Source organism: Paenibacillus amylolyticus (genome assembly GCF_050990605.1).
GTDB classification, from domain to species: Bacteria; Bacillota; Bacilli; order Paenibacillales; family Paenibacillaceae; genus Paenibacillus; species Paenibacillus amylolyticus_H.
Map to the genome: position 1 here is coordinate 6,405,672 of NZ_CP158832.1, position 13,859 is coordinate 6,419,530.

Sequence of the window (13,859 nt, forward strand, 5' to 3'; positions counted from 1 at the left end):
CTTTTTGTTGGGCAATGTCATTGTCATTAGTAGTGCACCAGACGTCTGCCAAGCAGGAACGATACTCCCGACAGCAACACGCAGATCAGAATAATCACAACGGCGATGGACGAAGCCTCACCTACATTAAAGGATTCGAATGCAGACTGGTAATACATGTACAGCAACGTTCTCGTTGATCCCGCCGGTCCACCCTGCGTCATGACGTTAATCTGGTCATAGGCTTGCAAGGACTGGATGGTAAGAATAATCGATAGAAAGAATGTTGTTGGTGAGATCAGCGGCAATGTGATACTTCTGAACTTGTCCCAACCGTTGGCTCCATCGATTGAAGCTGCTTCGAGCAGATCGGACGGTAGATTTCGTAGCGCAACGAGATAAAATACCATCGCCCATCCAATCGACTTCCAAAGGGTGACGATCAGAACGGCAACCAGTGCCCAGTCCGCGTCACGCAACCAACCGATGGGAGATACGCCTACCCAGCCCAGCATGAGATTAGCCAGCCCCACTTCGGGCTCGAAGATCCAGGACCACGCAATGGACACCGCAACTGTTGGGGTAACCCAAGGTGAGAAGAGTAATGTCCGGAAGATGCCGGATGATTTGATTTTGCTATTCATGAGCATCGCAAGCGCCAATCCGCCCACAATGGTTGGGATTACACTGCCCAGTCCGAATAACAAGGTTACTTTCAGTGATCGATAGAATTCAGAGTTTGTCAGCAGATAACTGTAATTGTCCAACCCAACGAACAGCTTGTCCGGGCTCATGAAATCCCAATCGGTGAAACTGAGATAAACGATATATCCCAGAGGTCCCAGCCAGAAGATCAGCAATGGGATTAGAGCTGGCAGCGTGAATAGGACCGCCTCAGACTCCCTCCATAGTTTTAAACGCAAATCCCCCACTCCTTACTGTCCAATTTTTCTTTAATGATTGGGAATTTTTGAGTATAATCAGCTTTATATTTCTTCTGTACAAAATTAATTGTACACTTGTATTGAAAATTCTAATTCCGGCTTATGTTAAAATTGAAGCAAGTCATGTAAAATATGAGGCAGCTAGTGGGAACGCTATCATAAACCAGAGGTGACATTGTGGGAAAAGAACTTGCCGGGAACCCGAATCATTCTTCGTTACCTGATCGGCATGCGCTGAGGGAGAGAGTCATTGAGGCCATCGCCAATACGATGGATCTGTATGGAGTTAATCATACGTTTGGCAAATTATACGGCATCATGTATTTTGAGGATCGACCGATGACACTTGAAGAAATGAAAAACTCGATGAATATGAGCAAGAGCAACATGAGCTATGCGGTTCGGTCACTTACGGAGTCACAGATGATCTATAAACTGGAGGAGAAGAAGGACCGTCAGGATCAGTATCTGGCTGAGACCGACTTCTATCGTACATTTCAAAATTTCTTTGGGTCGAAGCTCCAACGGGAAGTGGATGTCATGTTAGAAGGCATTCGTGAGGTCATTCCGGACCTGTCCGCAATGATTCTTTCGGAGCATACCTCTTCCGAAGATCGGGATGATGCACTGCGTGATCTGCACAAACTCCAACACGCAGAGCAGTATTATGTGTGGCTCCAAGGATTCGTGAATCAATTGCGGGACGGTAAATTTTACGAGAATGCTGCACACACGCCCGATAAAGAGTAGTACAACTGTGTAAACAGAATAACTAATGGGTGACCCACACGCTAATGAATCTAGACGATCTGACGTACGATTGTTGAGTCACACTAAACCGCAAAAAGGAGCTGTTCCTAGCCAATGTATGGCTTTTGGAACAGCTCCTTTTTCTATTCTATCTATTGTATTGTCATATCCTATCCGTCATTAGGGGTTCTCTTTTCCATATGCTACTGCGTTAATGACCCCTTTTTTTCTTTTGAAAATATTACTTTTGCGCTGCAGCTTCAATATCTGCATATGCCCAATGTGTTGCTGGTACATCACTGAACGTTGACGTACCTGCGCCAGTTAGTGGTGTGCGGTTGAACAGTACGTTCAACACTTTCACCGCTTCAGCACGCGTCAGCTTGCTGTCTGGTTTGAATGTACCATCATTATATCCGACCATCAGGCCCGCAGATTGCACGTAAGCAATGGCTTCTGCTGCCCACAGGTCTGCGGATACGTCTGTGAAGGAAACTGCTGTTCCATTCACGGTTGTTGCACTCGCTTGTTGCTGCATCCAGCGATACGCAATCGTCGCCATCTGTGCACGGGTGATCGAACTTTCCGGTGCAAATTGAGTGTTGCTCATGCCGTTCATGATACCTACGGATTGTGCTTTTTGAATTTCATTTGTTGCCCAGTGTATCGCAGATACATCCTTGTAGCTCACGCTATTCGCGGAACTTGCTGCTTCAATTGAAAGATTTCGAGCCAGCATGGCTGCCATCTGTGCACGTGTTACGAATGCATCTGGGCGGAAATCTTCACCAAAACCTTGGATGTACGGTTGATTTGTACTTTGTGAAGCTTTCAGTCCATCCACAACAACGAGGGTGAACGTACTGAATTTTGTTACAGTAAACTCAATGCCTTCGCTGTTATTCGCGAGTTGCACCAATTTGCCTTGAATCAATTCTTTTGTGCCGTCACTGTGTTCGATGTAGATTGCCAAGTTGTCCAATACTTGCTGACGAGCAGCCGGATCAGTTGGCAGACTGTCACGCAGTGGCAACGTAAGTGTCACTTCGCGGCTCTGCATATTCGTGTCGATCTCTACCGGACGAGCCAATACGCGCACATTCGTGTTTGGAGCAACCTGTTGGATCAATTGCTCTTTCTTCGCACGTTCTTCGACTTCTTTGCGCTCCGATTCCTTTTTCAAAGGTACAACGCGGAAGTACAAGTCTTGATCAAATCCAGCGATGGAATTCGTTGGAACGGAAATCACTACATTTCCAGTGGAAATCTCCAGCTTGAGTGAACCATCATTCAGTTCTTTTACCGCTGCTTTAGGCAGTTCAATACGTGTCTCGGACACGGAATCTTTGGTATCTGGGATGACAATGCGTGCGGTGTTCATGTTCAATTGCTTCGCTTTTTCCACCGATTCCTTGGCAATCGGTTCGGTCATTTTCACCTGATCTTTAATCGTGCCGTTGGTTTCGGTTGTACGTGTGATCGGTGTTTTGGTCAGATTAGTGCCGTTAGTCCCGTTGACATCTACCACGATCTGTTCTTGTTTCGTTGTTGGTGCAGGTGTAGACGTTACAGGTGAAGATCCTCCTCCACTTCCACCGCCAGTTGATGGTATTGGTGTTGGTGTTGGTGTTGGTGTTGGTGTTGGTGTTGGTGTTGGTGTTGGTGTTGGTGTTGGTGTTGGTGTTGGATTAATAATAATGACCTGATCGAAGAAACGATCAAATGCTATCTGCACTTCGCTAATACTGCTGTATCCGTTAGCAGGCTTACGGTCCAGCATCCATTTAGCCAGTTTTCCCATTCGATTCTCATCTTCTACTAGATCCTTCATAGCATTCAACTTAAGCAGGAAAGGTTCGTAAGGTTCCATCGCCTCAGTAGATTGCTGTAAGCTGTATAGCATTAGCATGGCATTCTGCATCTCGCTAACGTCCAGAGCATCATTAATGTAGGAATAATTCATGACTAACATTAAAGAAGCACCGTAAACCTGTTCAATTGAAAGATCCGAACCCTGAAACAGACGTTTCGCGGTATAAGCAAGCAACTCTTTATCCACATTGGATGCATTTAAATATTTTTGACCTAACTCTTTAAACATTTCCATCCCTGGATATTCAAAGTACTCTGTTGACTCAACAAAAAGGGAATAGAACTCATTCAAATGCTGTTGGAAAAGAATCCTGTCTGTTTGTTTGATCGTTTGGATGCCTTTATATCCGATTTCCACAGCATATTCTACTTGTTTCTTAAGATTATAGGCATAGTCACTCGGTAAAAAGGTCATTACCACATTAGCTATGGCTTTCTTCTCCTCAGGTTGGAGAGTGTCAAAGCCAGCCGGAAGATCCAACCATTCCGGTTGAGTAATGGCTCCCAGGACAGCATCAGTATTCTTCGTAGCTCTCGCTTCGTTGATAACTCTCAAAGGATCCGAAGTAAAGACCAAGATCTTATAGAGGCTTGCAGTATTACTTCCGTTTGCCTTAACACGAACCCATACCGTTGTATTCCCTTCAAATTGGGGTGGGTTCGTGGAGCTGTAATCAAACCAATTTTCGCCATTGTTCTGAGTGTATTCCATAGTCTCATCGGCATCAACAATGACATTTGCATTGTCATCTACGCTTACTGCTGGTGCTACCGGTATTGGCTGAATTGGTGGGAATGGTGGGAATGTCGGTAGTGGTGGAATCATCGGGAAGAAGAAGTTATTGAAAGCTATTTGTATCTCACTGTAATTGGTGTAACCCCCATTTGGCTTTCTATCCAACATCCACTTTGACAACCGTTCCATTTCCGCAACATTAGAAGAAATAATCTGCATTTTATGGAAATCAAGCGGGAATATCCCTATGAGGCTCTCCTTAGGAGTTCCCTTATATTGCTCCGCTTTTTGTTGAATTTTATATAGCCCTGTTAAAGCTTCATTCATTTCGTTAGTCGTGGATGCTTTGGTGAAATAGAAACTTTGACTAAGCATCATGTTGAGATTTGTCACAGACTGTTCTAGTGATAAATCATTTCCAATTCTATCTAGATTAACTGAATATGATAATATGTTTTTATCCAGATCGGGCCCCAATAGATACTGATACAGTTGTGGCTGAATCGCACTTAAATACGCTGGGCTGAACACATTGTTCGCACTAGCTAGTTTCTCAAAATAAGAGGTTAGCTTAGCTTGCATAACAGGCAATTGATGTTCACGCATAACTAATAGACCTTGGAATGCCAGATCAACCGTAAATTGAATTTGATCCGTGTTCAGATACTTACCATCTGGTAGATGGGAATGTCCCACTAACGATATGAGTGCATTCTGTTCATCAGAAGGGAGGGATTCAAATGCTGGAACCATGGTGATGAAGCTCGTATTTTGAAGTAGCTCACTTATTCTTGAGGCATCAAAATTTGCCCCAATAACATTGTTGAATTCGCTTAGCAAGGTATTCGATGTAAATGTTATGGATTGCATCTGGTATGCAATTTCCATATTATTTCTATCCTGAACGATTACATTAAAATAGTACGTTTCCCCTTCGACTAAATCCGTGATCACTTTGGTGAATGTACCTGTTTCGGAATCGCTACCACCAACCCAATTACCATAGGCGTATTGTGGAAATCCGCTGATTTCCTCCATATCTTTGATATTAGGTGCCTGGGAGACGAATACTTGATAATTCAGATCAGGTGAAGACGTTGTAACTGACTTGGCATACTCCCAACTTAGTTCAACCGAGTCATCACCGATGTTCTTTACTGTAATTAGACCATCTTTCCCCGGTACCGGATACGATACTTCTGCGCTAACCTTTCCTACTGGTGCCAACCATGGTGCTACCAATAGCAAAATGAGCAATATCTTCACTATTTTTCTGTACTGCATATTTCTTATCCCCCTAATCTCGCTTTCAAAAGATAGGCCTATTGTAGTGCACAACTCTGAACGGATTCTGAACATTGAAGGAAATAAAAGGTCTTATTTCCATAATGTATATGAAAAATGGGGGTTTATTTCATTTTTTTTTCGTCATAATTCAACATTCTTTTCGTTAAACATGTCATCTAAGACCTACTATCAGACTATCGCGCATGTATGCTGATCTCTCCCGATCAGCACACCTGTATTAAGGTATTTGAAGGCCTATGTTGAACCGGATTGGATATCGCTTGGCGAACCTGCTCTTCGGGTTAGAAATGCGCTTGTCCACAGTCCAAATGGTGAAGTGATCGAATTCCTGGAAGAGGTTGATTTCGACCGATCCTCATCCTCACCATTATCCATATGAAGTACACAAACAGCCTGTTGCCTCGTCATCCGTGGCAGCAGGCTATTTCATGATTGGACTTCCTTGGCAAGCATCAGCACACGCACCTACTCTTGCTCTGCATTCCCCAGCGTATACTCGCTTAACTTTCCTTCATAGACCAATTGCAATCGTTCACTCTGGCGAAAATCATCCGGTGTCACCAGCGCAGGCAGCTTATTCCACAATTTGATTCCCGAACGCTGTAGAATCTCAGCTACAAATTGGGAGCAGAAGTAGGAGTTGCTGAACTCCACCGGTTCCTTGAGTGTAATGCCAATCACGCCGAGCAGATTGTACATATATTTCTGGCGGCTGCGGATGAAGATGTGCAGCACGCGTTTCATCTTTTCCACTTCACGATCCGTCACCTGAAGCTCGTATATGACACATGTGGTATTGGGATACTTGCTGTATGTACCTGTCTGAATATCTTCCTTCACAAACCCGCCATTCAGCGGATTACTCGGATGCTTGCGGCCGAAGCTGTACAGCTCGGTTAACTCCCGGTCAAATGAGATCGATGCGTGATTATATGGCGCTCGGGTATAACTCTGAATAACCTTGGTAAACAACGTTCCTGTATTTGTAAGCAGAATATAAATGGAGCGTTCATCCGTCATAGCAAAATTTCCCCTTATCAAGTTGTCACTATTCCTTCATAATAACATAGGTGCCCTATAATGGAATCTTACTTTGAATAAGCAGGTGATCGGTTCGTGAGCAGTTCACTCTTTACACTAACGTTAATCTTCACAGCTTTACTGGTGATACATATCGTGTACAAAATTATAGCAAAGCTTCAGCCAAGCAAAGACTATTCAGGCATCGGCCAAAAAATCAAAACCTGGTGGGGCATGTTCGTGATTTTCTGCCTCGCTACCTTATTCAACCCCATTGTATCGCTGATTTCTCTCATGGTGCTTGCATTCTTCTCACTCAAAGAATACTTCTCCATGATTCGCAGCACACGCAAAGCCGACCGCAGGCTGTTCCTATGGGCGTATCTGGCGATTCCGGTTCAGTTCTACTGGATCTACATTGGATGGTATGGCATGTTTATCGTGTTTATTCCACTATATGTGTTCCTGGTGCTGCCCTTGCCACGCCTGATCAACAAAGGTACGGTCGGTTTCCTGCGCAGTGTCAGCTCCACACAATGGGGACTGATGCTGATGGTGTTCGGACTGAGCCACCTGGCCTATTTCCCGTTCGCTACACCGGAGTACGGGTCCAAGCTGGTACTGTTCCTGGTTGTGTTAACACAGCTTAACGATGTGGTGCACTATCTCGTCTCTCTCTATCTGGGCAGACGAAAAGTGGTGCCTACCGCCAATCCGTTTGTCACCTGGGAAGGGTTCGCCTGTGCATTTATTGTAACGACAGCAACATCTTATTTCATCCATCCCTACCTGACACCATTTGATTGGAAATTCTCGCTATTCATCGGAGCGCTGATCAGTTTGGCCGGATTCTTCGGCAGTCTGACGGTGTCTGTACTGAAGCGTGATCTGTTAATTGGGGATGACAACAAGTTGGATTCGCTCAAAAAAAGCTACCTGAGCCGGGTCGACAGCCTGACCTACACCTCTCCGGTAATGTTCCACGTGGTCCGTTATTTCTTTGACTTTATGTAGCAACTATATAAATTGAACTAAAAAGTAATTTTTACACTTGCCACTCCGATGACAGAACAACCTTCAGATCGCTGTTATCCCCCGATTTTTTAATTAATTTTATAAAGGTGAAAATCAGGGTATAAAGGCGAACGCTTTGCTTCTTCTGGTTATTTCTGCCCTCTACGTTCTCGTGTAAATCTTCAGTTCAATCTTTATAGATGTCGCAACAGATAGATCGGCGATTTTGTAATTAGGTATGTCAAAAAAAGCAGCCCCAGTGGCTGCTTTTCCTGTTCAACAGGCTCCAGACGGAGCCTTCATGATATGCCTGCTACTTCAACGTAATTTCTTTCTCGGACATGATTTCGTTCCCCTCATCATTCGTGAACACAAACGTAGCTTTACCGCGCTCACCCTTCATCTCATCCGAATAGATAAAGCCAGAGAATTGTCCATTGCCGCTAAAGTAAAACCCCTCATCACCATTGGCACCATGTTCAATGGCTTCCTGTAGCGAATTTACAATCGTCACCGTGTTAGATGTCCATCGCATCTCCGTAAGTGTATACCCTTTCGGAACCTGTTTAATTCCAAAATCAAAGCTGTTAACCTCGCTCGGTTTCTCCGACTGGTCAATGACGATATCAATCTGCTCAGACAGTTCCGTTGATTCCGATTGAGCCGTAGGCTTGCCCTCATCACCACTGGCACTGCCTTGGCTATTGTTATTCTTCGCATCCGCATTCGGAACAGAGTTTTCTCCAGCTTCCTCTACGGGTTGCTTCGATTGCGGATAGGCATGCTCCTGAACGGATTCTCCACTAGTGCCACAGGCAGTGACTAATAACGAAATACATAGCACAGACATGCAAAGTGCAGATTTCTTTATATTTATTTTCATCATCTCATTCTCCCTTCATCTATCTACAGCACATATATCTATATCAGTTGAACTAATCATTTACACGATAACGGAGAGGACAGAAAAAACCTGAAAAAGCGAAGCTACAAGCTTTCTGCAAGAAAGCTACTTCGAAAGCATACACTTCGCCTAAAAGCTCTCTGAAAGAAAGCTGCATCGGAAGCTACGCTATCCCCGGATTTTCCCTTTAAGAAAAGGGAAAATCCGGGGATAACAGCGATTGGAAGATTATTCTGTCATCGTAGTGTCAGTGTAAATATTCTTTAGTTCAACTTATATAGCACACCACTTATTAATCACTACACCATATCGTCCCTCATGAAGCTCCATTATATGTAAATGATTAATAAATTCAGTATGAGACTGCTTCATCCCCGGCAAATGCAGTGAATACACGACTACACCCTATGATTATAATTAGAGTTATGGTGACGATCTTCAATAGCCAGGTTGGCGTCTTCACACGCTGTAAGAATAGCTTTTTAACATACATGGTGCGAGACTCGAACGTTTTGGTATAAACGGATTCCATCTCCAATCCAATTTATTCTATCCAATATTCATGCCTGATTTTCGGCGATGCTTGCTGCAACGTTTTTCTATAATAGGTTATAGATAAAGATTCTAATGAGTAAGGACGTGCCCCCATGATTTCTGCTGATCTGAAGGAACAATATTACGAGGCGCTTGTGGCCAAGGATTCGGAATACGAGGGTTTATTCTATGTTGGAGTCCGAACCACAGGTGTGTTCTGTCGTCCAACATGCCCTGCCCGAAAACCCAAATTCGAAAACTGCGAATTCTATGAGACGGCTCAGCAGGCACTTCTGGCCTCTTATCGTCCTTGCCAGCGATGTCGCCCGCTCTCTCACCCCAACCAAGTATCCGATGTCGTTCGCATATTAGTGGAGGCTGTGGAGAAAAATCCGGAGAAACGCTGGAAAGGACAAGATTTCAAGGCCCTATCCATCGACGAATCCACGGCGCGCCGTCAGTTCAAGAAGCGGTTCGGCATGACCTTTGTCGAATATGCCCGCGCCCGACGCATGGGACTTGCCCTGAAAAATATTCGCTCGGGCCGCACCGTGATTGATAGCCAATTATCTACGGGATATGAATCAAGCAGCGGCTTCCGCGATGCCTTTTCACGGATCATGGGTGCCGCCCCTACACAAGTCGATGAAGGTCATATCCTAAAAGCGTCCTGGATTGACACCCGCCTCGGCCCGATGATGGCCATTGCAGATGAGGTGTCGCTATATTTACTGGAATTTGTGGACCGTAGAGGTCTGGAACGCGAGGTTGAGCGCCTGCGCAAACGAACCAAATCAGCGATTGTACCCGGCACTACAGCTCCCATCCAGTCCATTGAGCGTGAACTAAACGAGTACTTTCAAGGTATTCGGACAGCATTCGACACACCGTTGTTCTGTTTAGGAACACCATTTCAAAAACAGGTATGGGATGTGCTCATAGCCATTCCGGCTGGTGAAACGAGGTCATATCAGGATATCGCAAATGCACTGGGAAAACCGACAGCTTGCCGAGCTGTGGCACAGGCAAATGGGGCCAATCAGCTTGCAATTGTGATTCCATGTCACCGTGTAATCAATGCCAGTGGTGAGCTGGGCGGATACGGCGGAGGATTAACTCGCAAAAATTGGCTTTTGACTCACGAGAAACAAAAACAGGGTAGCTGAAAATCAGAATTAAATTGCACAAGAAATGTTCAATGAATGCATGGATATAACAAAGGAGAGTCAACATAATATGAGTACCTTAGAGGAAAAAGCAGCGTTATTCCAACAATACCATGTGAAAGGAAAACCACTTGTTCTCGTTAATGTATGGGATGCCGGAAGCGCACAAGCCATGCACTCCGCTGGAGCAGCGGCCATTGCAACCGGAAGCTGGTCCGTTGCTGCGGCCCATGGTGAGCAAGATGGTGAAGCCATGCCTTTCCATCTGGTGCTTGCCAATCTCGCACGGATTACAGCGAGCGTAGACCTGCCTGTAACGATCGATATAGAGGGAGGGTATGGGAGGTCTGTGTCAGAAGTGAAGCAAAAGTGGTCTGTTTGTACCCGGTTTGCAGGATCACCAACTGATTCAGGAATTGTGTGAGCGTTCACCGCTGCCAATTAACGTTATGGTTACATCTCCTGAGCCTTCACCCAAACAGCTTGCCGCACTGGGTGTAGCACGTGTAAGCTATGGACCTTATCCCTATCTGCAAGTTATGGAACACCTGAAAGAACTGGGGCGAAGCATTTTGATGAGTAGTTCCGAATCGTCATAAGCGAACACCTATGGTATAATCACCCCTACCCAACAATATCTAGGAGGCAATTATGCTTAACGTGGACCAAAAGCTTGAAGTGCTACAATCGTATCCCCAACTGCAACGCAAAGATGTTTCTCTCGGTCGTGTTAATTTCCACTACGAGGATAGTGCGTATGATAAAAAAATTATTGCTCTCCATATTCACCCTAACGGTAACGGTTATATCTATGCAGGACTACTGCCTAACTATGAGACCGATGCTAAAGGATTCGTCAATATTCGCGATTACTCCGAAGCAGATCTGCGCACCTTGTTAGATCAAACGATCCAAGCGATGTCTCACAATCCCAACGCAGTTGAATCGAAAGAACCAGAACAAGTAAAAGCTGTTGCTCCTGCCTTGTCTACAACCTCTACGGGTGGTGGAACATGGATCGATGAAGATGGACATACGCTGACTTTAAAATACGAAGATGACATGTGGTATGTGTATTCCGGTGTTAATCTGGATATGGCTTTTGAAACGCGTAGTGAAGCCGGCGAGTACCTCAAAGACGAAGGATTCAAACCGCAGGCTCAGGCTTAGCGCAAACAGATTCATTTTGGATTGCAGAAAGATTGTTGAGTAAGATTAGGTATATTCAGTGATTTAGGATGATAGCAAAAACACGAGGCGTGTTCGCACTCGTGTTTTTTGGTTACAGGAAGTTTCGCTTAGCTTCCTTGTACAGTTCCTTTATATAGCCGTTTCCTGTCAGTCTTTTTTGGATTTTATGGTAAGCGGCGCATTCTTCATCATCGGGTACGTGGACAGAAGTAGTGCACCACCAATGCACCCCAGAACGGTGAACAATGTCATCATATTCACACTCGCAAACCACTTCATCCACTCCCCAAAATCTGCAAAGACAACGATCAGGGTGATAATTAGACCTACCCCAAAGAACATAATGAAGAAGTTACGCATCCCCAAACGCATCCAACAAACCGTTGGGAAGACAGAGATTCCCAGTACGAGAAAGCCGCACATCAGATCGATCCACAGGTAGGATAAGAAGTGATATTCACTTGAATACAACATGCCTGGTTGATAAAGGGTTACGTCAAAAACTCCTTTTTCCTGAAGCAGGTGTATGAGGAAATACGCCACATGCAGAATGATCATGGTGCCTGCAACCATCCATATCGAGTTCATATAGAAGGATTTCATGAATTGAATTCGTGTACTACCCATACCGATCGCAACCGGAAACAGTGTAATAATTCCCCCGATTGCAAACGTACATATCCCTCCGTACATGGGACCAAACAGTTGCGTAGCATACGAGACATCAAATATGAAGCCAATGGCCAGATATACGACGGTGAGCATTAGAGCGATGGATGAAAATATGCTCAGATACAAACGCATATCATCGCGAATCAGTCGGTTCGTACCTTTTACTGCGTTCATGGTTTAACCCCCTCTTGATTACGGGTCCTGTTCACCAAATAATCCTGTAATGTCGCTTTCTCTATGGAAAGACCCTGCACATGAGCGATGTCCTTCCACATTTTCGAGTAGGGCTCATCAATCATCACTTTCACAGTCGATCCCATCTGGGAAGACTCTATAACTTTAACATCTGCTATGACTCGATTAACATCTTCAATTCTCCCTGTTAGAAGAACTCCTTTTTCGCGCATCTCTTCCATAGGCTGATTCAATAACACCTCTCCGGCTTGCAAAACGATAAGGGACTCACATAAAGGCTGAATCTCCTCAATATGATGGCTGGATATCAGAATCAGACGCGGGTTATCTTCATAACTTTCCAGTAGCGCATTGTAGAAGAACTTACGCTTCTCAGCATCGAGCCCATTGGTGGGTTCATCCAGAATGGTTATCTTTGCATTACTGGCGAGACCTAATATAATCTGAGTGGCAGTCTTCATGCCTTTCGAAAATTTAATGATCTTCTTCTTCGTCGGTAGTTCGAACACATTGATTAAACGTTCCGCCAAATCCTGATTCCAATGCGGATGAAAATATTGCCCCATTTGAACCATGTCACTAACCGTCCAGTTTTTACCCAGGGGATGATTCTCCTGGATGTAGCACAGATGCTCTTGGGCAGTCAGATTATTATAGGGGTCTTGACCCATGATCTGAACGGTTCCACTGTCGGGGCGGTTATGACCTGCCAGTAAACTCATCATGGTTGTTTTACCCGCTCCATTTCTTCCCCAGATTGCACTAATGATTGGCTCACTCTCATGCAGTGTAACCTGATTCAGAACGGGTGTCTTCTGGTAGCTGTAGTTGACCTGCTCCATATGAATCATAACTCACTCTCCTTATCCTTCTTGCCGCGAATCAGATCAATGATCATGTCTTCATTCATGTGAATCCGTCTGGCTTCTTCAAGTAAAGGCTTGATGTATTCTTCATAAAAATCTTGCTTCCGTTCAACGAGCAATGCTTCTCTTGCTCCCTTTGCAACAAACATTCCAACACCTCGCTGTTTGTATATAATCCCCTTGTCCACGAGTTCCTGCAATCCTTTGCGGGCTGTAGCCGGATTGATATTGTAGAAGCGTGACAGTTCATTGGTTGAGGGAACCTGTTCTTCCACCTTCAATCTGCCCTCCACAATATCGTCCATAATCATCGTGGCAATCTGATGAAAAATAGGCTGAGATTCATCCAAAGTCGATTTCATGTGCTTCCAACTTTCATACGTATTCATTAGTCAGTTAGTCGGTTAGTTACTCATGTAACTAACTATATTATACAAAAACGCAAATGTAAATAGGCGAACTTAATTCATCGCTTTTCCTACCTTGGCTCTGTTGTATTGATTAATAAGACCGTCCAGGACTACGGATTGCTGGATCACTTCCGGATGAAGCAGACTGCCGTATTCCATATGCATGCGATATAACAACTGTCTTGCATCTTCGATCCGTGATATCAAATCCAGCCGATCCATAGTATCCCTCCTTTTTGTCATATTTTAGTGTATTATGCCAATCATAAGCGCATGTGAGATACGACATACTTATTTT

The 13,859-nt window shown here is 44.6% G+C and carries 14 protein-coding genes and 1 pseudogene; 7 read left to right on the forward strand and 8 right to left on the reverse strand.

Going from position 1 to position 13,859, the window contains the following annotated elements:
* Window positions 1–26: 26 nt before the first annotated feature.
* Window positions 27–902 carry a carbohydrate ABC transporter permease gene (locus ABTV53_RS28230; protein ID WP_036671737.1) on the reverse strand — a complete coding sequence of 292 codons (876 nt, stop codon included), beginning with the start codon at window positions 900–902 and terminating at the stop codon, window positions 27–29.
* Window positions 903–1,100: 198 nt separating this feature from the next.
* Between ABTV53_RS28230 and ABTV53_RS28235 the strand changes: the two genes are divergently transcribed.
* Window positions 1,101–1,673 (forward strand): GbsR/MarR family transcriptional regulator, encoded by a 573-nt coding sequence (locus ABTV53_RS28235; RefSeq protein WP_433748959.1) that lies wholly within the window; start codon window positions 1,101–1,103, stop codon window positions 1,671–1,673.
* Window positions 1,674–1,914: 241 nt separating this feature from the next.
* Here the strand turns inward: ABTV53_RS28235 and ABTV53_RS28240 are convergent, their stop codons facing one another.
* Window positions 1,915–5,565: a DUF4073 domain-containing protein gene (locus tag ABTV53_RS28240; protein WP_433748962.1), complete on the reverse strand. Its 3,651-nt coding sequence runs from the start codon at window positions 5,563–5,565 to the stop codon at window positions 1,915–1,917.
* A 253-nt stretch (window positions 5,566–5,818) separates the two neighbouring features.
* Here ABTV53_RS28240 and ABTV53_RS28245 point away from each other — a divergent pair.
* Window positions 5,819–5,968, forward strand: a pseudogene (locus ABTV53_RS28245) (VOC family protein); the annotation flags it as partial.
* 86 nt (window positions 5,969–6,054) lie between these two features.
* Here ABTV53_RS28245 and ABTV53_RS28250 read toward each other — a convergent pair.
* Complete coding sequence (locus ABTV53_RS28250) at window positions 6,055–6,609, reverse strand: hypothetical protein (protein WP_062836632.1); 555 nt, start codon at window positions 6,607–6,609, stop codon at window positions 6,055–6,057.
* Between the two features lie 96 nt (window positions 6,610–6,705).
* On the opposite strand from ABTV53_RS28250, the gene ABTV53_RS28255 reads away from it, so the two are divergent.
* Window positions 6,706–7,623, forward strand: a complete 918-nt coding sequence (locus ABTV53_RS28255) for a phosphatidate cytidylyltransferase (RefSeq protein ID WP_433748965.1) — start codon at window positions 6,706–6,708, stop codon at window positions 7,621–7,623.
* A gap of 313 nt (window positions 7,624–7,936) precedes the next feature.
* Here the strand turns inward: ABTV53_RS28255 and ABTV53_RS28260 are convergent, their stop codons facing one another.
* Window positions 7,937–8,509, reverse strand: coding sequence for a hypothetical protein (locus ABTV53_RS28260; RefSeq protein WP_433748968.1), 573 nt, complete (start codon window positions 8,507–8,509; stop codon window positions 7,937–7,939).
* 665 nt (window positions 8,510–9,174) lie between these two features.
* On the opposite strand from ABTV53_RS28260, the gene ABTV53_RS28265 reads away from it, so the two are divergent.
* The 4 genes from ABTV53_RS28265 (at window position 9,175) to ABTV53_RS28280 (ending at window position 11,397) form a co-directional block, all read left to right on the forward strand.
* The gene (locus ABTV53_RS28265; protein ID WP_433748971.1) at window positions 9,175–10,227 is read left to right on the forward strand and encodes a bifunctional transcriptional activator/DNA repair enzyme AdaA; all 1,053 of its coding nucleotides are present in this window, start codon (window positions 9,175–9,177) and stop codon (window positions 10,225–10,227) included.
* Between the two features lie 70 nt (window positions 10,228–10,297).
* Window positions 10,298–10,651 (forward strand): isocitrate lyase/phosphoenolpyruvate mutase family protein, encoded by a 354-nt coding sequence (locus ABTV53_RS28270; protein WP_433748973.1) that lies wholly within the window; start codon window positions 10,298–10,300, stop codon window positions 10,649–10,651.
* Entirely contained in the window at window positions 10,644–10,826 is a 183-nt protein-coding gene (locus ABTV53_RS28275; RefSeq protein ID WP_433754363.1) for an isocitrate lyase/phosphoenolpyruvate mutase family protein, read from the forward strand. Before ABTV53_RS28270 ends, ABTV53_RS28275 begins: the two co-directional genes overlap by 8 nt.
* Before the next feature lie 52 nt (window positions 10,827–10,878).
* Window positions 10,879–11,397, forward strand: coding sequence for a hypothetical protein (locus ABTV53_RS28280; RefSeq protein WP_433748976.1), 519 nt, complete (start codon window positions 10,879–10,881; stop codon window positions 11,395–11,397).
* Between the two features lie 168 nt (window positions 11,398–11,565).
* Here ABTV53_RS28280 and ABTV53_RS28285 read toward each other — a convergent pair whose 3' ends face one another.
* The 4 genes from ABTV53_RS28285 to ABTV53_RS28300 all read right to left on the reverse strand — a co-directional run bounded on the left by ABTV53_RS28285 (window position 11,566) and on the right by ABTV53_RS28300 (window position 13,783).
* The gene (locus ABTV53_RS28285; RefSeq protein ID WP_433748979.1) at window positions 11,566–12,264 is read right to left on the reverse strand and encodes a hypothetical protein; all 699 of its coding nucleotides are present in this window, start codon (window positions 12,262–12,264) and stop codon (window positions 11,566–11,568) included.
* Window positions 12,261–13,136 (reverse strand): ATP-binding cassette domain-containing protein, encoded by an 876-nt coding sequence (locus ABTV53_RS28290; protein WP_433748981.1) that lies wholly within the window; start codon window positions 13,134–13,136, stop codon window positions 12,261–12,263. The genes ABTV53_RS28285 and ABTV53_RS28290 overlap by 4 nt, the downstream gene beginning before the upstream one ends.
* On the reverse strand, window positions 13,133–13,513 hold the full coding sequence (locus ABTV53_RS28295; RefSeq protein ID WP_036611682.1) for a GntR family transcriptional regulator: 381 nt from the start codon (window positions 13,511–13,513) through the stop codon (window positions 13,133–13,135). The genes ABTV53_RS28290 and ABTV53_RS28295 overlap by 4 nt, the downstream gene beginning before the upstream one ends.
* 99 nt (window positions 13,514–13,612) lie before the next feature.
* Window positions 13,613–13,783, reverse strand: coding sequence for an aspartyl-phosphate phosphatase Spo0E family protein (locus ABTV53_RS28300; RefSeq protein ID WP_017691550.1), 171 nt, complete (start codon window positions 13,781–13,783; stop codon window positions 13,613–13,615).
* Window positions 13,784–13,859: the final 76 nt, after the last annotated feature.